Genomic DNA, 19734 nt, shown 5'->3' with positions numbered 1-19734 from the left:
GCGCTCAGGCCGAATCGAACCGCCACCGCGTCGCGTCGGCGGGAAAACCGGACCACGCCAGCACGCGCTCGGGTCGAATCCGAAACACCGGCGTCCCGTGGCGAATCCCGTACTTCGCCTCGTAGGCGTCGTCGACGCGGGTGAGCGTGGCGTCGTCGGCGGTCTCCTCGTCCAGTCGCTCGGCGACGCCTTCGAGGATGACTACGTCGGTCCCGCTTTCGGTGTGGACCGCGAGGCGCGGGTCGCGCGCGAGGTTCCTGACCCATCTGGTTCGCTCGCCGCCGCCGCAGTGGAACGCGCCGTCGACCCAGACGCCCCAGACCGGGCGGGCGTGCGGTCGGCCGTCGGGGCGGGTGGTCGTGACCCAGAACACCTCGTCGTCGGCGAACGCGGTCTCGACGACGCGCCACTCCAAGAGCCCCGCTTCCGATTCGGGGATGCCGTAACTCGGTTCGGTCACCGGGCGGTCGCGGGTCGTCGCGGGCGGCGCGTCGTCGGGCATGAGAGAAAGAGGGGCCGCGAGAGAGTAAGCGCTGAGCCCTACCACGTCGTGAGCGCGTCGGTCCCGTGGGACCACGTCAGAGCGGCGAGGAAGGCGAGGACGCCGGTGATGGCCGACGCGCCGCCGACGAAGAACACCCACTCCATGCCGACTTCGGCCATGAGGTAGCCGCCGAGGAGGGGCGCGACGACGCTGCCGGGCCGCCAGAGGAGTTCGCGGATACCGAAGCTACTGGCGACCCCCGCGCCGCCGGAACCCTCGTCGGCGAACAACGCCATGCTGGCCGGTTCGCGGAGGCTGTCGGCGACGCCGAGCAAGCCGGCGAGACCGACGAGCGGGAGGAACGCGGGCGAAAGCGGACCGAGGAAGGGGAAGGCGGCAGGGAGCGCGAGCGCCTCGCCGACCGCGGGCGAGAAGGGGACGGCGAGCGCGATGAGGCCGTAGAGGCCGCCGCCGACGAAGACGAACCGCGCCCGGCCGTACGAATCGGAGATGCGCCCGGTGTACGGCTGACAGAGCATGTTGGTGAACTTCTCGGCGACGACGGTTGCGGCGACGGCGATGCCGCCGTATTCGAGGCCACCGGAGGCCGCGGAAACGCCGGCGTAGATGGGGACCCACGTCCGGACGAGCGTGACCGCGACGGCGTACTGGACGCGGAACGTCGCCATCGTCAGGATGCGCTCGTTGAGCGCGAGGTCCGTGAACGGAAAGCCGTGGACGCGGGTCTCGTCCGGCGGGAGAAACACCCAGATGGCGACGACGGCGATGGTCAGGAGAATCGTGATGACGATGAAGATGGGCGTGAAGCCGAACAGGTCGTAGAGGATACCGGCGCTGATGCTCCCGAGGATGGAGGCCGCGAAGCGGGCGGCGTTCGCCTTCCCGATGTGGTTCGCGCGCGTTCCCTCGCGGGCGAGTTCGCCGACGAGCGCGAGCGACATCAGCCCCGCGCCGGTGACGGCGACGCCCTGTGCGGCTCGGACGAGAATAAACGAGAGACTGGAGTCGACGAGCGGGAACGCGGCGTAGACGACCGCACCGAGGCCGACCGTCCCCGCGAGCACGAGACGTTTGTCGTAGCGGTCGCCGGCCCACGACAAGGGCACGACGGCGACGGTCTGGGCGAGCGTGAAGCCGGTGGTGAACATCCCGATGACGAAGCCGCGAGAGAGGGAGAAGCCGCCGAGCGCGAGTCCGCCGAGCGCGAGTTCGGGGACGGCGACCGCACCCGGGTCGAGTTCGTTGATGTACTTCGGGAGGAGGGTGACGAGCGTAATAAAGCCGAAGCCGCCGGCGAACCGAGTGAGATACAGCGTCCAAAACCTGAGACGGGTGCGGTCCATGGGCTGTGTGCGGCTAACCGGCGAAAAGAAGTTCCGGAACCGGCCGTCGACGAAGCTGACCTAAAGCCCCCGGATAACGGTGGTGAGCTTTATCCTTCACGGCGAGAGACATATTACCATGGAACTGGTGGATGGTGAAACGGTGGCGAGAGGTGTGGAGACGCGCCTCATCCGAGTGGAACGGGAGATGAACGACCACGGGGCGATGACCGTCCGCGTGGCCGAAACCGGAGAGCTCCGCACCGTGGTGGCGTGTGCGACCTCCGACCTTCGGGCCCGACTGGCCTCGGCGACGGTAGGGTCGGAGTTCCCGTTACGGCTCGCGCCCTCGCCGGGCCGCGGGAACTCGTGGGTCGCACTCGGGCGCTGAGTCAGGAATCGAACAGGAGTTTTGCGCCGACCGCGAGGCCGCCGAAGAGCGTCACGAGCACCGCGCCGGCGACGACGTCGGCCCCGAACAACACACCGAAGTCCGGGGTGAGCGCGGCGACGAACCGGTCGGGGTCGAAGCGCTCCCCGACGCCCGTAGCCAGCCCGAAGACGACGGCGACGAGAAGCGTGATGAAGACGAGGACCAGTTCGGTCCTGTCGCTCTGGTTCATACTCGGTAGCGTTCGGAGCGGGACATAAAACACCCGAGGGTGGCGAGCGAGTCGGGGAGCCGACACGAACGGCCGAGCCGGAGCCCCGACTGCCGGAGTAAGTCTGGGATGAAGGAATGGGCCGGACGCGATTTGAACACGCGACCGTCTGATTAAGAGTCAGACGCTCTGCCTAACTGAGCTACCGGCCCTTGCAATCTCTCGTAACTGCCGGTAGGTAAAATGACTTTCCTTTCTGTACGACGACGGCAGGGACGCACACGCACGAAACAACGGACAAACGGTGGGTGTTAAGTGGCGGCCGACCGGAGTAGCGGGCAACGATGAGCGCAGGGGTCAGCATTTCCTCGATGTCTACGTACGCGATACTCGGCTGTGGGAGCGTCGGGCACGCGGTCGCCGAGGAACTGACAGACGAGGGAAAAGACGTCCTCATCCTCGACAAGGACGAAAGCCGCGTCGAAGCCTTGCGCGACCAGGACTTGAACGCGCAGACGACGGACATCACCGACCCGGAACTGGCCGGCGCCGTCACCGGACGCGACGTGATTCTCATCCTCTCGTCGGACGTCGAGGCCAACAAAGCCGCCGTCTCGACCATCCGCGACCGCGGCGAAGACCAGTTCATCGTCGTCCGCGCGTCGGACCCCGTCTCCGAGGACGAACTGACGAAACTCGGTGCCGACGTGGTCATCAACCCCTCCGAGGTCATCGCCGACTCGGCGCTCCGGAGCGTCGAGTCCGGCGAACTCGAATACAAGGCCCGCCAACTGGCCGACCTCCTGCGCGACACCGACCACGGGATGGCCATCCTCACCCACGACAACCCCGACCCCGACTCGCTCGCGTCGGCGGTCGCCTTACAGGCCATCGCCCGCGAATACGACGTCGAGGCCGACATCCTCTATTCGGGCGACATGGGCCACCAGGAGAACCGGGCGTTCGTGAACATCCTCGGCATCGAACTCACCCCGCGGGCCGACTCGAAGCCGCTCGAAGAGTACGGCGCGGTCGCGCTCGTCGACCACATGAAGTCGGGAATGCCCGACCTCGGTGACGCCGATATCACGGTCTTCATCGACCACTTCGAGCCCGACGACGGCATCGACGCCCGCTTTACCGACGTGCGGCCGAACGTCTCTTCGACCTCGACGATTCTCACGAAGTACATCCAGGAGTTCGACCTCAGCCCGTCGCAGGCGGTGGCAACGGCACTCCTCTACGGCATCCGCGCCGAGACGCTCGACTTCAAGCGCGATACGACGCCCGCGGACCTGACCGCCGCGGCGTACCTCTACCCCTTCGCCGACCACGACACGCTGGAGAAGGTCGAGTCGCCGTCGATGTCGCCCGAGACGCTGGACGTGCTCGCCGAGGCCATCCAGAACCGCGACGTGCAGGGCTCGCACCTCGTCTCGAACGCGGGGTTCATCCGCGACCGCGACGCGCTGACGCAGGCGGCCCAACACCTCCTCAACCTGGAGGGCATCACCACGACCGCCGTCTTCGGCATCGCCGACGACACCATCTACCTCGCGGCGCGGTCGAAGGACATCCGGATGAACATCGGGAAGATTCTGAGCGACGCCTTCACCGGCATCGGCGAGGCCGGCGGCCACTCCACGCAGGGGTCCGTCGAGATTCCGCTCGGCATCTTCACGGGCATCGAATCCAACGACGACAACCGCGACACGCTCCTCCAACTCACCGAGGAAGCGGTAAAGCGCAAGCTCTTCCGTGCGATGGGCGTGGAGGGCGGCGAGAGCGGAAACGGAAGCTAGAACGTCAGACGACGAGCGACTCTTCGTCTTCTTCGGGATTCTTCAGGCGCTCGATGACGTCGTTGATGAGGATGACGTCGCCGACGGCGCGGACCCACCGATACGGGATGAGAACGCCCTTCCCGGGTTCGATTTGATTGCGGAACAGTTCGTCGTTCAGCGCCGTCAACGCGAGACCGGTGACCGTCTCGTGGTCCAGGTCGAGGCGGACGTCTTCGACTTCGCCGACGAACACACCGTTGTTCGAGTAGACCTCCCGGCCTACGAGCGTCGTAATCTCTTCGGGCGTCCCGTCCATATCCGCCAACATGGGATGCCGGGTCTTAATTGTTCGTAGCCCGCGGCTCGGGGCGCAGACACGCGGCAGACGGGCGTCCGACGCCGGCGGGAAATCGCCGGATGGAGTCGTGATATTCAGTTGAAAGAAGACGTTCGAGCCGTCGCGGGTGACGGCTCGCTCGCGGGGTCGTTACCGCCGCGGCGCGACCAGTTGAATCGGGTGTTGCGTCGGCCGGCTGAGGAGCGAATCGAGCTGTTCCAGACAGGAGGTGCCGCTGGCGACGACCGTGCGGTCTCTGTTCTCGTCGGACTGGAACTGCCCCTGTAGCTCGGAGCCGACGTCGACGCTGAGTTCGTAGTACTCGGACTTGTAGCCGAAGGAGCCGGCCATGCCGCAGCACTCCACGTCGGAGGTGGCGACGTCGTAGCCGAGGTCCGAGAGGACGGCCTCGGTGTGGCCTTCGAGGCCGAGGGTGCGCTGTTGGCAGTGGCTGTGGTAGGCGACGCCCTCTCCCTCGCTCGTCGAGAGCGCGTCGGCGTCCGCGCCGTGTTCCAGCAGGCCGAAGACGTACTCCATGACCTCGTAGCTGACCTCCGAGATGCGCTCGAAGGACTTCTCGGGCAGGAACTTCTCGTACTCGCTTCGGAACATCGCGAGGTCAGACGGCTCGATGACGACGATGTCGCGGCCGTCGTCGATGTGCTCCGCGAGGCCGGCGTACACGTCGTGGGCGTGGTCTTCCGCGGTCGCAATCATGCCCTGCGAGAGCGGGGCGCGGCCCGACGAGCGAACGTCGGGGACGATTACGTCGACGCCGAGGGCTTCGAGCGTGCGGACCGCGGCCTTCCCGCGTTCGACCTGCACGTGGTTCGTGTACACGTCGGGGTAGAGCACGGCGGTCCGGACCGGGTCGTCGACCCGCGAGGTTCGGTTCTCGAACCAGTCTTTCAGCGTCTCGCGCTGGAAGGCGGGGAGTTCGCGGCGGGCGTCGATACCGAGGAACCGCTCCATGAGGTCGCGGGAGACGCCGAGTCCGGCCGCCCAGTTGGAGACGGGCGCGAAGAAGCTCCCGACCTTCGCGGCCGTCTCGAAGTTGCCGAAGAAGCGCTTCTGGAGGCTGACGCCGCCGGGTTCCTCGTCGGGGGTGAGCCCCTCGACGAGCCAGTCGAGTTCGGAGACCTCGCCGCGGTTGACCCGGTCGCGGACGACCGTGTTTATCCACGGGATGTCGATTTCGACCGGGCAGGCGGTGGTACACCGGCTACAGCCGGTACAGAGGTCGTTGAACTCCGCGGCGCTGTCGAGGCCCTCGACGCCGGCCTCCCAGCCGGTGCCGATTCCGCCGGAGTAGGTCTCGCCGCCGAAGGCGTGGCCGCCGACGTGCTGGAAGTTGGCGCAGACGTTGGAACACGCCGAACACCGGATGCAGTAGAGCGTCTCGCGCAGTTGGTCGTCCTCGCGCATGTCGAACCGCCCGTTGTCGATGAGGACGAGGTGGAAATCGCGGTCCGTCTCGGTCTCCGAAAGCGGCGCGTCGGGGGCATCGAAGTCGACGGTCGGCGACTCGACCGGCGGGGTCAGAAGCGAGATGTAGGAGGTGATGTCCTGTCCCGTTCCCGACTTGCCGATGAGTTCGACGAAGGGGCGGAGGTCCTCGACGGTCGGGATAACTTTCTCGACGCCGGCGACCGCGACGTGCGTGTCGGGCACGACGGCCGTCTTCCGGGCGTTACCCTCGGAGGTGACGAGCGCCATCGTCCCGGTGTCGGCGGTGATGAAGTTCGCGCCGGTCATCCCAACGTCCGCGCCCTCGATGAGTTCGCCGAGCTGTTCGCGGGCGAACATCGTGAGTTCCTCCGCGGTCTCGAGGGGCTCGTCGGGTTCGAACGTCTCGTTGAACAGGTCGGCGATGGCCTCCCGCGACTTGTGGATGGCGGGCGCGACGATGTGGGACGGCGACTCGTCTGCGACCTGCAGCACCCACTCGCCGAGGTCGGTCTCGACCACGTCGATGTCGGCGGCTTCGAGGTCCTCGTTGACCTCTATCTCCTCGGAGGTCATCGACTTCGACTTGACGACGCGTTCGGCCTCCTTGTCCTCGCAGACCTCGCGGATGTACTGGTTCGCGTCGGCCGCGTCGTCGGCGATGTAGAGCGTGCCGCCGTTGGACTCGACCGTCTCGCGCAGTTGGTCGATGAGTTCGGGGAGGCGCTCGATGGCGTCTTCCTTGATGGCCCGCGCTTCGGATTTCAGCCCCTCGTAGTCGTCGAGCGTCTGGACCGACTGGTAGCGGCCCTCGTTGAACCCGCGGGTGCTCGTGCCGACGGCGTCGCCCTCGGTCTCCATCAACTGTCGAATCTTCGCCGCCTTGGCCTCGCGCGCCTTACTCATCGAGAATCACCACGTGGACTTCCTTCGGACCGTGCGCTCCTTTCACCAGCGCGCCCATGTCGGCGGTGGCGCTGGGGCCGGTGGCGATGATGGCCGAGGAGTGTCCCGTGCGGAACTCCTCGCCCAGCCAGTCGAACGCCTCGGGCATGCCGGGGACGATGTCCGACCGCCGGAGGACGGCGACGTGGAGGTCGCCGAACAGACTCACCGGCTCGATGCCGTCGGGCGTGCCCTGCACGACGACGCTCCCGTAGTCCGCGATACCCAATCCCGCGGCCGTGATACCGGCGTTCGCCTCGCGGAGGTCCGCGGGGGTCGGGTCCGTGTTCACCCAGTCGGGGAGGTCGACGCCGTCGTACGGGAGTTCCACGCCGATGGTCGGGTCCGAACAGACGCCTTCGAGCACGTCCGCCAACTCGTCGGGTGACGCGTGCGTCCAGCCTACTTCGAGTCGTTCGAGCGAGTCCTCGAACGTCGCAACCGTGCCGGTTGACATACGTTGAGCTAGCGCGTTCTACATAATCGTTCTTCGGGTTCGAGCACCACGCTGTCGGTTAATTATGAAAGATTAGAGTCAGGAGAACCGGCCGACCGCCTCGTCCGCGTCGGCGACCGTTCCGGCCGCCTCGCGCTTGCCGGCGGCGGACTTCGTCACCGCGTACGTTTGCACGACGAAGTAGCCCGCCCAGAGGAGGTAGCCGCCGGTGCCGCTCCCGAGGACCGTCGGGACCGTCCGGAACGTCTCGAGACCGACGGTGGTCAGCCACGTCCCGATGAGGAGGACGCTGAAGTAGCCGTAGAAGCCCGTCGCCCACCACATACCGACGACGCGCGCCCAGCCGGGTTGGACGTGTTCGGGGAGCCGAGTCGTGTTCATCACGAGGACGAGCGCGGTGTAGGGCCACATCATCACGCCGGACATCGCGGCCCCGACGACGAGGAAGAAAAACGGCTCTTGGCCCTCGAACGGCGAGGAGAAAAGCAGGATGATGACGACGCCCCAGACGCAGAAGGCGGTGAGGAGCCGCCAGAACAGCTTCGGGAGGTCCCAGCCGGCCTCCCGGCCGTAGGACTCGTAGAGGGCGTCGGCGCTGTTGCGGACGAACGACTCGACGATGGCGTACTCGGTGGTAAAGAGCGCGACGAAGAGGACGGCGAAGACGAGAAAGGAGCCGACCGGGCCGAGCAACGGGACGACGTCGCCGAGCCACATCTGGATGGCGTTGGCGGTCGACCCCGACGCGTAGCGGATGGCGACGCTCATCAGCGCGGGAGCGACGAGGAGCAGGCCGAGGACGAACGTGAGCAGGTGTTCGAGTTGGACGACGCGCCACCAGCCGCGCCAGCGGCGGAGGTTCGTCAGCGTCGGACGGAACGCGAACCCGTCGCGCTCGATGGGTTCGGGGTCGTCGCCGCGCAGCGGGTTCTTCACGCGCCCCTGATAGTTGCCCATGCCGTAGCCCTTCTCGCGCATCCAGAGGCTCTGCGAGAGGTTCAGGTAGCCGCCCGCGCCGGCGAAGGCGAGGCCGCCGAGGAAGACCGCGATGTCGAGCCCCTCGGGGAGCGTCCCGACCGAGCCCGCGGCCGCGGGGAGGTCGGCGAACTCGACCCACGAGCCGGTGACGGCGACGAGCAGCAGGGCCGCGCCGATGGCGACGAACAGGAGGCCGATCTGGAACACCTCGACGGCGTTGTACATGACCGACGACACCTGATACGACAGCCAGATGACGCCCATCAGGACGGCGGCGACGAGTTTCCACGTCGCGAGCGACGCGCCGAAGAGCGCGACCGACCCGTCCAGTCCGAGCGCCGTCGTGGCGACCTGCGCCGCGCCGGCGGCCCACCCCGGCCAGCCGAGGCTGATGAGGCCGCCGACGAGGAACGCCCACGGCCAGTACGAGCCCACGCGTGCGAACGCGCGGAAGATGCTCTCGCCGGTGGCGAGCGTCCAGCGCTGAAGCTCCGTGTTGATGAGGAACTGCGTGAAGACGCCGACGACGAACGCCCAGAAGACCGCCCAGCCGTACTGCGCGGTCAACACGGGCCAAAAGAGCGTCTCGCCGCTCCCGAGCGACGCCCCGAGCATGATGGCCGAGGGGCCGACGACGTGCCCGACGCGAGGGACCCGCGGGAGGTCGGCGAGGCGGAACGACCCGCCGTCGCCCGAATCGGGGTAGTCGTCCGAGTCGTCCGACTCCTCCAGTTCCTCGTAGCGAAGCGGGAGATACCAGGTGCCGCGGTACTGCTTTCCCTCGACCTCGGAGGCGTAGACGTCGTCGCCGCCGGCGACGCTCGGTTCCGTCGAGGGGGCGGACTCCGGGGGTCCCGCGTTGGAGTCGTCCGAATCGTCGGGGACGTCCGACCGCGCGGACGCGTCCGCGTCTGAACCGGGGCGACCGTCGCTCACGAGCGGCCACACTCCGAGACGGAACTCTCAGACGACGAATCGCTTGACATCGATGCGTTTGCCGGAATTGTGGCCCGATACTGTATAAATTCGTAGGGTGAGAGTCACGTTCGAAAATCGGACTACCCGCCGAGGAAGTGCCAGATGTGGCCGCGCTCTTCCGGCGGGTCGACGCCGGGCAGTTGCTTGAGCGCCGGTTGAATGGCGTTCCACCAGCCCTCGGCGGACTCGAAGCCGGCGGGGTAGTCTCGGTACACGTCCCGCAGGAAGTCGGCCTTCTTCGCCTCCGGGTGGTCGGTGAGGTACTGGTACGCCGCCGACAGCGCCTCGCGGCGGGCGTCGAGCATCGGGCCGCTCCCCGGCAGGTCGGCGCGCTCGATGGCGGACGAGACGGCCGGCGGGTGGTCGAGGCCGTCGGGGTCGTCGGCCTCGCCCGCAACCGCGGTTTCGGGGGAAGAGCCCGGGTCGGTCGAACCCGCGGCCTGTCCCGCAGTCGAGTCCGCGTCGGCGGCCATCGGAATCCAGAACACGCGGCTCCGAGCGCCGACCTTCCGAGTGGCGAGGTCGCCGCGTTCTTCGAGTTCGTTCAGTTTGTTGTGCGCGGTGCGCCGCGAGCAGTCGAGCGCCTCCATCACGTCGGTGGCGGTCAGCGGACGGGCCGCGTCGTCGCGCGCCTCGAACACCTCCAAGACGGCGTCCAGCGAGATGCGTCCCACGTACTGTCCGTGCTCGTTTCGGGAGCGCGCGCGAGACTCATCTTCCATGATATGTCCTTTCCACACGACTGCATAAGCCTTTGCACACGAGTGAACTCCCGATTCAGTCGTGTATTATGGCCGAGAAACACGTGTGAAGTGGTCGTTTCGGGGATCGATTTTTCCGATTCGGCTCCGGCCGCGAACCGACAGGATAGACCGTGTAGAATGCGAATTGGGCGTTTAACGCCGTATTTGGCTCGGTATCTTCGAGTGTACTGGGTTGTGTACTCCGGGTAAGACGACCGCCACGGATATGTCAGGAATAGCGACGAACGATAGATATATATCACAAAAGTTGTGTAGCGGATTCCACGATGCACCGCATCAGGCACGAATCTGGAACGGCACAGGCTGGAACGAACTGTGGGGGTGTGCGGCATGGTTAACGCGACCGACGCGCTCATCGCCCTGCTCCCGCTCATCACCATCGCCTATCTGATGGTCGGGCGGTACTGGCCCGCGACGCGGGCGATGCCCGTCGCGTGGGTCGTCGCAATCGGGGCCGGCGTCCTCGGCTGGGGCATGACGCCGCAGTGGGTTATCGCGTCGACCATCAACGGCTTCATCACCGCCTCGAACATCCTGTACATCGTCTTCGGGGCCATCTTGCTCCTGTACACGCTCAAGCAGACGGGCGCGTTCGACGCCATCAACAACGGCTTCGCCTCCATCAGCGAGGACCGCCGCGTGCAGGTCGTCCTGCTCGTGTTCCTCATGGGCTCGTTCATCGAGGCGGCCGCCGGCTTCGGCACGCCCGCGGCAATCGTCGGCCCGCTCCTCGTGGGCCTCGGCTTCCCGCCGCTCGCGGCCGTCGTGGTCGCACTGACGGGGAACCTCATGGCTATCACCTTCGGCGCGGTCGGCACGCCGCTCATCATCGGGATGATAGACATCTTCGACGACGTGCCGGTCATCACGAACGCGCTCGACGCGCAGGGCATGGGCGTCGAACAGTGGGTGTCCGAAATCGCCGTCTTCGCGGCGATGAACCACGTCGTCGTCGGCGTCGTGCTCCCCTTCATCGGCGTCGCCATGATGACGCGCTTCTTCGGCGAGGAGCGCTCCATCAAGCCGGCGCTCGAAGTCCTCCCCCTCACGCTGTTCGCGTGGGCGTCCTTTTCGGTGCCGTACTTCCTGACGGCCTACTTCCTCGGGCCGGTGTTCCCCGGCCTCGTCGGCGCGATGGTCGGACTGCTGCTCACCGTCTCCGCGCTCAAGGCCGGCTTCTTCCACCCCGACGAGGAGTGGGACTTCGCGCCGCGGGCCGAGTGGCCCGACCACTGGGTCGGCGACATCCAGCCCGGCGAGACGAGCGAGCGCGGCGGTGCGGTCGCCGCCGACGGGGGCGTCGCCCAGCAGATGTCGCTCTGGAAGGCGTGGACGCCGTACGTCCTCGTCGCGGCCCTGCTCGTCGTCACCCGCGTGTTCGACCCGCTGACGAGTTTCCTCACGTCGAACCTCGTCTTCGAGTACGCGGACATCTGGGGCACGGGGCTGACCGGCGACTTCCAGTTGCTCTACCTGCCCGGCGCGGTGTTCCTCGCGGTCCATCTCGTCACCATCGGCCTCCACGACATGGACACGGCGGCGGTCAAAGCGACGTGGGCCGAGACCATCGAGAAAGTCACCCCGGCGGTCATCGCGCTGCTGTTCGCCGTCGCGACCGTCCAGATAATGCTCCAGTCGGGTAACGCGACGGGCACCGACAGCATGCTCATCGTCCTCTCGGAGGGGATGGCCGGCATCGCGGGCGGTGCCTACCCGTTCTTCGCCGCCTTCGTGGGCGCGTTCGGCGCGTTCCTCGCGGGGTCGAACACCGTCTCCGACATCCTGTTCGGCACCTTCCAGTACGGCGTCGCCGACCAGATCGGCACGTCGAAGACCGTCATGCTGGGCGCGCAGGCGGTCGGCGGGGCCATCGGCAACCTCATCGCCGTCCACAACGTCGTCGCCGCGCTCGCGGTCGTCGGCCTCGTCGGCGAGGAGGGTCGCGTCATCCGCCTCGAACTCATCCCGCTTCTGTACTACGGGACCGCGACCGGCGTCCTCACGCTCCTGTTCAGCTACGTGCTGTTCCCGGGCGTGTTCTGACCGGTCGGGACTCCCGACGGAACCGACCTGAATCGTCCCGGCCCGACTCGAACCGGACCGAACCGACTCGGTTCGGGTCGCGAATCGACGCGCAAACCAACCGCGCGCGACCCGGACCGACACCCGTCACCGGGTGTCTTTATCCGTTCACGCAAACCGACATACGACAGAGCTAATCAATGGCATCCAACACGCACGAACCGGCCACCGACCCCGCGCTCGCTGGCGATTACGACTACGTCAGCGACGACGTCGAGCGGCCGGGGCTGGTCGAAGACCTCGAGTCCCTCGTCGAGGGCGACGTGCGCTTCGACTCCTACACGAGAACGCTGTACGCGACCGACGCGTCGGCGTACGAGCAAGTCCCCATCGGCGTCGTCATGCCGACCTCGACGGCCGACGTGGCGGCGGTGATGGAGTACTGCGCCGACCGCGAGATTCCCGTCCTCCCCCGCGGCGGCGGCACGAGCCTCGCCGGCCAGACCGTCAACGAGGCCGTCGTCCTCGACCTCGTCCGCCACATGGGCGGCGTCGAGGAAATCGACCCGGAGGCGCGGACGGCCACGGCCGAAGCGGGCGTCCGCCTCGGCGAACTCAACGAGGAACTCGCCCCCCACGGCCTGAAGTTCGCGCCCGACCCGGCGTGGGGGGACCGCTCCGCGCTCGGCGGCGCGATCGGCAACAACTCCACCGGCTCGCACTCGCTGAAGTACGGCAAGACCGACTACTACATCGAAGAGCTGGAACTCGTCCTCGCGGACGGCACGGTGACGACGTTCGGCGAGGTGAGCGTCGACGAACTCCGCGAGGCCGGCGACCCCGACGGCGACCTCGAAGCGCGCGTCCACGCGGAGGTCGCGCGGATACTCGACGAGGAGGCCGACGAGATTTCCGAGCGCTTCCCCGACCTGAAGCGCAACGTCTCGGGCTACAACCTCGACATGCTCGTCGACGAGATGCGCGGCGAGCGCCGCACGCCGGACGATACCGGCATCGACGAGGACTGGGAGGCCGGCCGCGTCAATCTCGGCAGACTCGTCGCCGGGAGCGAGGGCACCCTCGGCATCGTGACGAAGGCGACCGTCTCGCTGGAGGAGATTCCGAACACCGCGTCGGTGGCGCTTCTCACCTACGACGACGTCATCGACGCGATGCACGACGTCGCCCCCATCCTCGAACACGAGCCCGCGGCCGTCGAGGTCATGGACGACGTGCTGCTCGACCTCGCGCGCGACACCGCCGAGTTCGCGGACGTGGTCGGCATGCTCCCCGAGGGCACTGACTCGACGCTCCTCGTGGAGTTCTACGCCGACTCCGACGAGGACGGCAAACAGAAGGTGGCGAACCTCATCGAAGACCGCGTCATCGACCCCGACGGCACCGAGTTCGACCCCGACGAGGGCTCGGCCTCGGTGACCGAAACGGAGCGCCGCGCGACCGACTTCATGGAGGCCCACGACGCCGACACCCGCGCGAAGTTCTGGAAGATGCGCAAGTCGGGGCTCCCGATTCTCCTCGGTCGGACGACCGACGAAAAGCACATCGCGTACATCGAGGACACCGCCATCCCGGCCGAGAACCTCCCGGCGTACGTCTCGGACTTCCAGGACATCCTCGACGAACACGACACCTTCGCCTCGTACTACGCCCACGCGGGGCCGGGCGTCCTGCACATCCGCCCGCTCGTCAACACGAAGACGGCCGAGGGCGTCGAGACGTTCGAGGCCATCGCCGACGAGGTGACGGACCTGGTCGTCAAGTACGGCGGCTCCGTCTCGGGCGAACACGGCGACGGCCGCGCGCGGACCCAGTGGAACCGCAAGCTGTACGGCGACCACCTCTGGAACGTCTTCCGCGACCTCAAGACCGCGTTCGACCCCGACTGGCTCCTCAACCCGGGGAACATCTGCGGCGACTACGACATGACCGAGAACCTCCGGTTTTCGCCCGACTACGAGTTCGACGCCGGCTTCGAACCGGCGCTGAACTGGGACAACGACAACGGGTTCGAGGGCATGGTCGAACTCTGCCACGGCTGTGCGGGCTGTCGCGGCCAGCAGTCCACGGTCGGCGGCGTCATGTGCCCGACGTTCCGCGCCGCCGAAGAGGAGATTCAGGCGACCCGCGGCCGCGCCAACATGCTCCGGCAGGCGATGAGCGGCGGCCTCCCCGAAGACGAGCTGTTCACCGACGAGTTCGTCGACGAGGTGCTCGACCTCTGTGTCGGCTGTAAGGGCTGTTCGAAGGACTGCCCGAGCGAGGTCGACATGGCGAAGATGAAAGCCGAGGTCGTCCACGAGTACCACCAGCGCAACGGCTCCAGCCTCCGCGACAAGCTCTTTGCCAACATCGACTCGCTGTCGAAGCTCGGGTCGGCGTTCGCCCCGCTCGCCAACGCGACGACGAAGGTACCGGGCGCGCGGACGGTCATGGAGAAGACCGTCGGTATCGCCAAGGAGCGCTCGCTCCCGAGATTCCACTCGACGAGTTTCGTGGACTGGTTCGAGAGCCGCGGGTCGGCCGACATCCCCGAGGCGCAGGCCGACCGCAGGGTGCTGTTGTTCCCCGACACCTACACGAACTACAACCACCCCGAGGTCGGGAAGGCCGCCGTGAAGGCGCTGGAGGCCGCGAACGTCCACGTCCGGATTCCGGAGGGCGTCGCCGGCTCCGGCCGGCCGCCGCACTCGAAAGGCTTTCTCGACAAGGCCCGCGCCGACGCCGAGCAGAACGTCGAGGTGCTCGCGCCCTACGTCGAGGAGGGCTGGGACATCGTCCTCTGTGAGCCCTCCGACGCGGTGATGTTCCAGTCGGACTACCTCGACTTGCTCTCCGGCGACGACGTGGAAACCGTCGCGGCCAACGCCTACGGCGTCATGGAGTACGTCGACGCGTTCCGGCTGGACGAGTCGCTGTCGTTCCTCCCGCAGGACGAGTCCCTGACGTACCACGGCCACTGCCACCAGAAGTCCACGAAGAAGGACCACCACGCGGTGGGCGTCCTCCGCCGCGCCGGCTTCGAGGTGGACCCGCTGGACTCGACGTGCTGCGGGATGTCCGGGTCGTTCGGCTACGAGGCCGAACACTACTCCATGTCGAAAGCCATCGGGAACATCCTCGAAGGCCAAGTGGCCGAGAGCCCGGGCGACGTGGTCGTCGCCCCCGGCGCGTCCTGTCGGACCCAACTCGAAGACATGGATGGCGCGGACGACGACCCGCCGCACCCGGTCGAGGTGCTCGCGCGCGCCATCGACGCGTAAGCGACGCCGCGGCGCTTCGACGGTGCTTCGACGGTACTCCGACGGCGCTCCGATGGCGCGGCATCGCGGGCCCGACTCGGACGCGACGCCGGTCGTTCCCACCTCGTTTTTCGTCGCAGATACGTTTAGGGCGCTCCGCGGTCAACCGCGGGACGACCGAGATGCGAGTGAACCACCAATGACACCGATGGAACTCGACGACGTTCGCGTCGACGCGTACATGACGACCGACGTGGAGACCGTCGGGCCCGACGCGTGGGTCACCGACGTGGTCGACCGACTCAAGGCCGGCCCGCAGTACGGCGGCCTCCCGGTCGTCGACGCCGACAACCACCTCCTCGGGTTCGTCGGCGCGATAGACCTCTTGGAGGTCAACGGCGACGTGCGGGTCGAGTCGGTGATGAGCCGCGACCTCGTGGTCGTCCGCCCGGAGATGACGGTGAAGAACGCCGCGCGCGTCATCTTCCGCACCGGCCACCAGTTCCTCCCCGTCGTCGACGACGACCGGGTGCTGCTCGGCCTCTTTTCGAACGGCGACGCGGTCCGGAGCCAAATCGAGCGGACGACCCCCTCGAAGGTCCAGAGCACCCGCGAGATGCTCGAACGGACCCACGACGCGTCGATCAGCGTCGCCGAGCGCGAAGTCGAGGTGGACTCGCTGATTCCGACTCAACGAGAGGTGTACGGCGACGAACTCGAAGGCCGGAAGTACGAACTCCAGAACGGCCTCGCGGAGCCGCTCATCGTCGTCTCCCACGGACCCGAGACGCTCCTCGTCGACGGCCACCACCGCGCGATGGCCGCGGAGCGGCTCGACATCGACCGGATGCTCGCGCACGTCCTCACGGTGTCGCCGGAGGAGGTCGGCGAGTTGGGCCTGCGCCGAATGGCCCGCCTCGGCGGCCTCCAATCGCTCGCGGACGTGGAGGTCAACGATTACCTCCAGCACCCGCTCATCGAGAAGACCGAGCAGTAGACCGGAAGCGCCGCCGGGAGGTGCGAGTCGGAGCGGCGGGCCGGGTTACTCGGCGAGGTCGTCGAGGGCGTCGCCGAAGGCGGCGAGTCCGGCTTCCATCGCCTCGGGGTCGCCGCCGAGGGAGATTCGGAACGACTCCGGCGCGTCGAAGAAGCGACCCGGGACGACGAGCACGCCGCGGTCCCACGCGGCGTCGGCGACGGCGTCGCCGTCGACGGAGGCGTGGTCGAGGAAGGCGAACGTCCCGCCGGCGTGGATGCGGCCGTCGAGTTCGTCGCGCTCGGCGACGAACGTCGCCAGAAGGTCGTGGTTCGCCGAGAGGTGTTCGCGAGCGGCGGCCTCTATCTCGTCGCCGTGGTGGAGCGCGCGCCGGGCGAGTTTGGTGCTCGGCTCGGCGACGGCGGGCAGGTACATCGACGCCGAGCGGGCGCGGGAGACGACTTCTTCGGGGCCGATAATCCAGCCGACGCGGAGCCCGCCGAGGCCGTAGAACTTCGTCAGCGACCCGGTTACGACGGTGTTTTCGAGGCCCGACGCCGTGATGCCGCCGAAGGGGCCGTCGGCGGCGGGGTCGACGAAGGGCGCGTACACCTCGTCGACGAGGAGGTAGCCGCCGGCGTCGGCCGCGGCCGACGCGACCTCGGCGAGTTCGGCGCGCGGCGTGAGTTTGCCGGACGGGTTGTGGCGGTTGGTGACGATGGCGTAGGCGAAGGCGTCGGTGGAGGCCCCGTCGAGGCGGTGGGGTTCGAGTTCGTAGTCGTACTCCGGCGGGCGGACGAAGCGGTCGACGCGCGCGCCGAGCGCCTCGGAAGTGGCCACGAGCGGCTGGTAGCCGGGTTTTTCGACGAGCACCTGCGGGCGCGAGGCGTCTTCGTCGCGGTCTTCGTCGTCGTCGGTGGCGAGGTCGAGGAGCGCGCAGGCGGCGAGGAAGTTCGCGTTCGTCGCGCCCGCGGTGACGAGGACCGAGGACTCGGAGACGCCATAGCGCGCCGCGAGCTGGCCGGCGAGCGTCGCGTCCTCGGGGTCCGAGCGACCGGAGAGAACCGGCGGGACGAGGTCGTCGCCGCGCCGGGACGACCCGAGGTCGCTCGTCGCGAGGTCGTGGGCGGCCTCGTCCGCCCGGTCGACAATCCACTCCAGATAGGGGATTTCGGGGAACGTCGTCGTCATTGGGACTCCTTCGCGGTGGCTCCCGTAAGTCGTTGGGGTCTCGCGGACATCGGCCGCGGGCGCGGGGCCGTCAGCTCCCGTCGACCGGCGGTCGGGGGAGCGACGAGGCGTCCGCCCGACAGTCCTCGATGCGCTCTCTGGCCCACGCGACCGCCGCGGGCGAATCGTTGTAGACGACGCCCGCGAGGCCGCGTTCGGAGTACGCGACCAGGAACGCGACGGGGCCGTCCGGGAGGTCGGAGACGACGAGACTGTAGGGAAGCGATTCGACCGACCGGAGCGAAAAGGAGCTGACCGACCACGCCTCGGCGAGCTGCGGCCGGTAGGCGGTGACGAGCCGTTGGACCACGTCGTCGGTGGCGACGAGGTCGACCGGGGTGCCGTCTTCGACGACCGCGCGGTAGTAGGCGTCGACCTGCGAGGGAAGCGCCCCGCGGACGAGGCCGCGTATCGACGTCGAGCCCTCGACGAAGGACGTGAGCTTCGAGAGCACGGGTCCGAGGCCGTCATCGGCGGCGATAGCCTCACAGCCGTCGAGGAAGACCGGCGCCAGCGGCGCGCCAGCGTCGAGTGAATCGAGCACCGTACTGGCCGCGTCGATGTCGTCCAGACACTCGACGAAGTTCGAGTACGTGTCGAGCGCCATTCGCCCGGCGAGCGTCGGGCGGTGGACGCGGTCGCTCGTCTCGACGAAGCCCGCGCGCTCTAACTCCCGGAGGCCGCGGTCGACGGTCGAGCGCGACACCGGGAGCCCGTTCACGAGTTCCGCGGTGGTTCGAGGCTGGCGAACGACGGCCTCGAGCACGTCGGCCCGCGACGCGAGCACGTCGAACACCTCGTCAGCCTCGGACCGAACCATGTCGAGCTACATGAACGTCGTACTACTTAAAGAACAGGAGAATCGGACACAAGTATATAAAGAAACAGCGTATTTATATACGTCGAGTCACGGTATGACTGAGTGATGCGATGGGTGAAGTAAAGCGTGTAGCAGCAGTATGAGGGTATGCCGGGGTGCCTCTGACAACCGGCTTTTCGTCCGAACCGGGGTGCCCGGTCCGGTTCGGGCGTCAGAGGGGGGAGACATCCCCCTTCACATTTTGCTTCGAAATGCTGCTTCGACGAGCGGTGTCGCCGTCTCGACCGAGTCACCGCGCGCGAGGTGCGCGTCGCACGAACAGTCCGACGAGCCGAAGCCATCGACGGCGGTCGCGCCGAGCGACGACGCCAGTTCGGTCGCGACCGCGCACTCCACGTCGCGGTCGGTAACGCAGACGACGCGCGCGAGTCCGACGGCCGGGTGGCCGCCGAGGTAGTCGACGTGCCAATGGCGAGCGTCGTGGTCGCCGGCCGCGACGCGCCGATGGCGGAGGACGCGTCGCAGTCCGCCCGTTCCGAACGCGCTCCCGACGTAGACGTAGGCACCGGCGGAAACGCGGTGCTCGCCCAACGCGCCGACGTCGATGGTCGCCGCGGGCGCGTCGAAGACCAGCGCGTACGTTCCGACCGGCGACCGAGAGCCGAGGGCGAGCGGGTCGTCGTCGGTGCCGAGGACCGCGGGGTCGAGCGAGTGGACTGTCGGATTCTCGTCGGGCGAGTTCCTCGGGTCGTCGTCGGTCGGGTTCCTCGAGTTGGTCATAGCCGGAGTGCGTCAGTCGGGTTACGAAAGCTCGGCGGGTCGCGGCTCGGCGTTGTCGAGGAGGGCCGAAAACAGCTCGGCCGCGTCGGCGTCGAGGTCGTAGACGCTGTGGACGTCGTCGGGGTCGCGGCCGCGACCGCTGGCGGCGCCGACGACCTTCGCGATTCTGTCGTAGTTGTCGCGGACGAGACTGCCGAGGAGGCCGGGCATCCCGGCCCGGTCGGTGAGTTCCTTCGCGGCGGCTCGGCCGGCGTAGACGCGGCTCTCCCGACGGTCGACGAGGACCATGGCGAACGGCACGTCCGCGAACTGGGCGTCGAGGAACGCCTGCGCCGCGTCGTCGTACCACGAAATCGCTTCCACGTCGTCGAGGCGCTTCAGCGCCGACGCGGCGACCGAGCAGTAGGCGCACTCGCCGTCGTAGATGAGGACGGCGTCCGCGGATTCGTTCATGCGCTTCCGTCGGGACGCGAAGAACAAAAACGGCGCGGCTACTGTGCCTCGTGCTACCACGCCAGAACTGCGACA

17 protein-coding genes and 1 tRNA gene are annotated in these 19734 nt (G+C 67.6%); 5 read left to right on the top strand and 13 right to left on the bottom strand.

All coding sequences use genetic code 11. The annotated features are described in order from the left end of the window. Positions 1-4 precede the first annotated feature (4 nt). The gene (locus DEQ92_RS00220; RefSeq protein WP_004976587.1) at positions 5-502 is read right to left on the bottom strand and encodes a pyridoxamine 5'-phosphate oxidase family protein; all 498 of its coding nucleotides are present in this window, start codon (positions 500-502) and stop codon (positions 5-7) included. 38 nt (positions 503-540) lie between these two features. Continuing rightward, positions 541-1848, bottom strand: coding sequence for an MFS transporter (locus DEQ92_RS00215; RefSeq protein ID WP_004976586.1), 1308 nt, complete (start codon positions 1846-1848; stop codon positions 541-543). A gap of 118 nt (positions 1849-1966) precedes the next feature. On the opposite strand from DEQ92_RS00215, the gene DEQ92_RS00210 reads away from it, so the two are divergent. Next, positions 1967-2218: a hypothetical protein gene (locus DEQ92_RS00210; protein ID WP_049905188.1), complete on the top strand. Its 252-nt coding sequence runs from the start codon at positions 1967-1969 to the stop codon at positions 2216-2218. Between the two features lies 1 nt (position 2219). Here the strand turns inward: DEQ92_RS00210 and DEQ92_RS00205 are convergent, their stop codons facing one another. Together DEQ92_RS00205 and DEQ92_RS00200 are read right to left on the bottom strand one after the other, a co-directional pair. Continuing rightward, positions 2220-2450, bottom strand: a complete 231-nt coding sequence (locus tag DEQ92_RS00205; RefSeq protein WP_004976582.1) for a hypothetical protein — start codon at positions 2448-2450, stop codon at positions 2220-2222. A 117-nt stretch (positions 2451-2567) separates the two neighbouring features. Further along, a tRNA-Lys gene (locus DEQ92_RS00200) sits at positions 2568-2641 on the bottom strand. Positions 2642-2773: 132 nt separating this feature from the next. Between DEQ92_RS00200 and DEQ92_RS00195 the strand changes: the two genes are divergently transcribed. Continuing rightward, a complete protein-coding gene (locus DEQ92_RS00195; RefSeq protein ID WP_004976579.1) occupies positions 2774-4231 on the top strand; it encodes a DHH family phosphoesterase in 1458 nt (485 codons plus the stop codon). Positions 4232-4235: 4 nt separating this feature from the next. Here the strand turns inward: DEQ92_RS00195 and DEQ92_RS00190 are convergent, their stop codons facing one another. The 5 genes from DEQ92_RS00190 to DEQ92_RS00170 all read right to left on the bottom strand — a co-directional run bounded on the left by DEQ92_RS00190 (position 4236) and on the right by DEQ92_RS00170 (position 10076). Further along, complete coding sequence (locus tag DEQ92_RS00190; RefSeq protein ID WP_007274456.1) at positions 4236-4529, bottom strand: PRC-barrel domain-containing protein; 294 nt, start codon at positions 4527-4529, stop codon at positions 4236-4238. A gap of 171 nt (positions 4530-4700) precedes the next feature. Next, positions 4701-6902 carry an LUD domain-containing protein gene (locus tag DEQ92_RS00185; protein ID WP_049905187.1) on the bottom strand — a complete coding sequence of 734 codons (2202 nt, stop codon included), beginning with the start codon at positions 6900-6902 and terminating at the stop codon, positions 4701-4703. Continuing rightward, positions 6895-7398 (bottom strand): LUD domain-containing protein, encoded by a 504-nt coding sequence (locus tag DEQ92_RS00180; protein WP_004976576.1) that lies wholly within the window; start codon positions 7396-7398, stop codon positions 6895-6897. The genes DEQ92_RS00185 and DEQ92_RS00180 overlap by 8 nt, the downstream gene beginning before the upstream one ends. 78 nt (positions 7399-7476) lie before the next feature. After that, complete coding sequence (locus DEQ92_RS00175) at positions 7477-9312, bottom strand: Nramp family divalent metal transporter (protein WP_050459911.1); 1836 nt, start codon at positions 9310-9312, stop codon at positions 7477-7479. 122 nt (positions 9313-9434) lie between these two features. Beyond that, a complete protein-coding gene (locus DEQ92_RS00170; protein WP_115804903.1) occupies positions 9435-10076 on the bottom strand; it encodes an HTH domain-containing protein in 642 nt (213 codons plus the stop codon). Between the two features lie 372 nt (positions 10077-10448). Here DEQ92_RS00170 and DEQ92_RS00165 point away from each other — a divergent pair, with 372 nt between their 5' ends. The 3 genes from DEQ92_RS00165 to DEQ92_RS00155 all read left to right on the top strand — a co-directional run bounded on the left by DEQ92_RS00165 (position 10449) and on the right by DEQ92_RS00155 (position 16397). Next, entirely contained in the window at positions 10449-12161 is a 1713-nt protein-coding gene (locus DEQ92_RS00165; RefSeq protein WP_004976573.1) for an L-lactate permease, read from the top strand. A gap of 179 nt (positions 12162-12340) precedes the next feature. Then, complete coding sequence (locus DEQ92_RS00160) at positions 12341-15421, top strand: FAD-binding and (Fe-S)-binding domain-containing protein (RefSeq protein ID WP_115820285.1); 3081 nt, start codon at positions 12341-12343, stop codon at positions 15419-15421. Positions 15422-15608: 187 nt separating this feature from the next. After that, positions 15609-16397, top strand: a complete 789-nt coding sequence (locus DEQ92_RS00155; RefSeq protein ID WP_050459166.1) for a CBS domain-containing protein — start codon at positions 15609-15611, stop codon at positions 16395-16397. 45 nt (positions 16398-16442) lie between these two features. Here the strand turns inward: DEQ92_RS00155 and DEQ92_RS00150 are convergent, their stop codons facing one another. The 4 genes from DEQ92_RS00150 to DEQ92_RS00135 all read right to left on the bottom strand — a co-directional run bounded on the left by DEQ92_RS00150 (position 16443) and on the right by DEQ92_RS00135 (position 19659). Further along, positions 16443-17567, bottom strand: a complete 1125-nt coding sequence (locus tag DEQ92_RS00150) for a pyridoxal phosphate-dependent aminotransferase (RefSeq protein WP_004976570.1) — start codon at positions 17565-17567, stop codon at positions 16443-16445. A gap of 70 nt (positions 17568-17637) precedes the next feature. After that, positions 17638-18426 carry a winged helix-turn-helix domain-containing protein gene (locus DEQ92_RS00145; protein ID WP_115820284.1) on the bottom strand — a complete coding sequence of 263 codons (789 nt, stop codon included), beginning with the start codon at positions 18424-18426 and terminating at the stop codon, positions 17638-17640. Positions 18427-18660: 234 nt separating this feature from the next. Continuing rightward, positions 18661-19206, bottom strand: a complete 546-nt coding sequence (locus DEQ92_RS00140) for a DUF123 domain-containing protein (RefSeq protein WP_004976568.1) — start codon at positions 19204-19206, stop codon at positions 18661-18663. A gap of 21 nt (positions 19207-19227) precedes the next feature. Continuing rightward, positions 19228-19659: a DCC1-like thiol-disulfide oxidoreductase family protein gene (locus DEQ92_RS00135; protein ID WP_004976567.1), complete on the bottom strand. Its 432-nt coding sequence runs from the start codon at positions 19657-19659 to the stop codon at positions 19228-19230. Between the last annotated feature and the right edge of the window lie 75 nt (positions 19660-19734).

Origin of the sequence: Haloferax sp. Atlit-6N (assembly GCF_003383195.1) — an archaeon.
Taxonomy (GTDB): Archaea; Halobacteriota; Halobacteria; order Halobacteriales; family Haloferacaceae; genus Haloferax; species Haloferax gibbonsii.
Note: the sequence above shows the minus strand (reverse complement) of the source record. Positions and strands in the feature narration are given on the sequence as shown.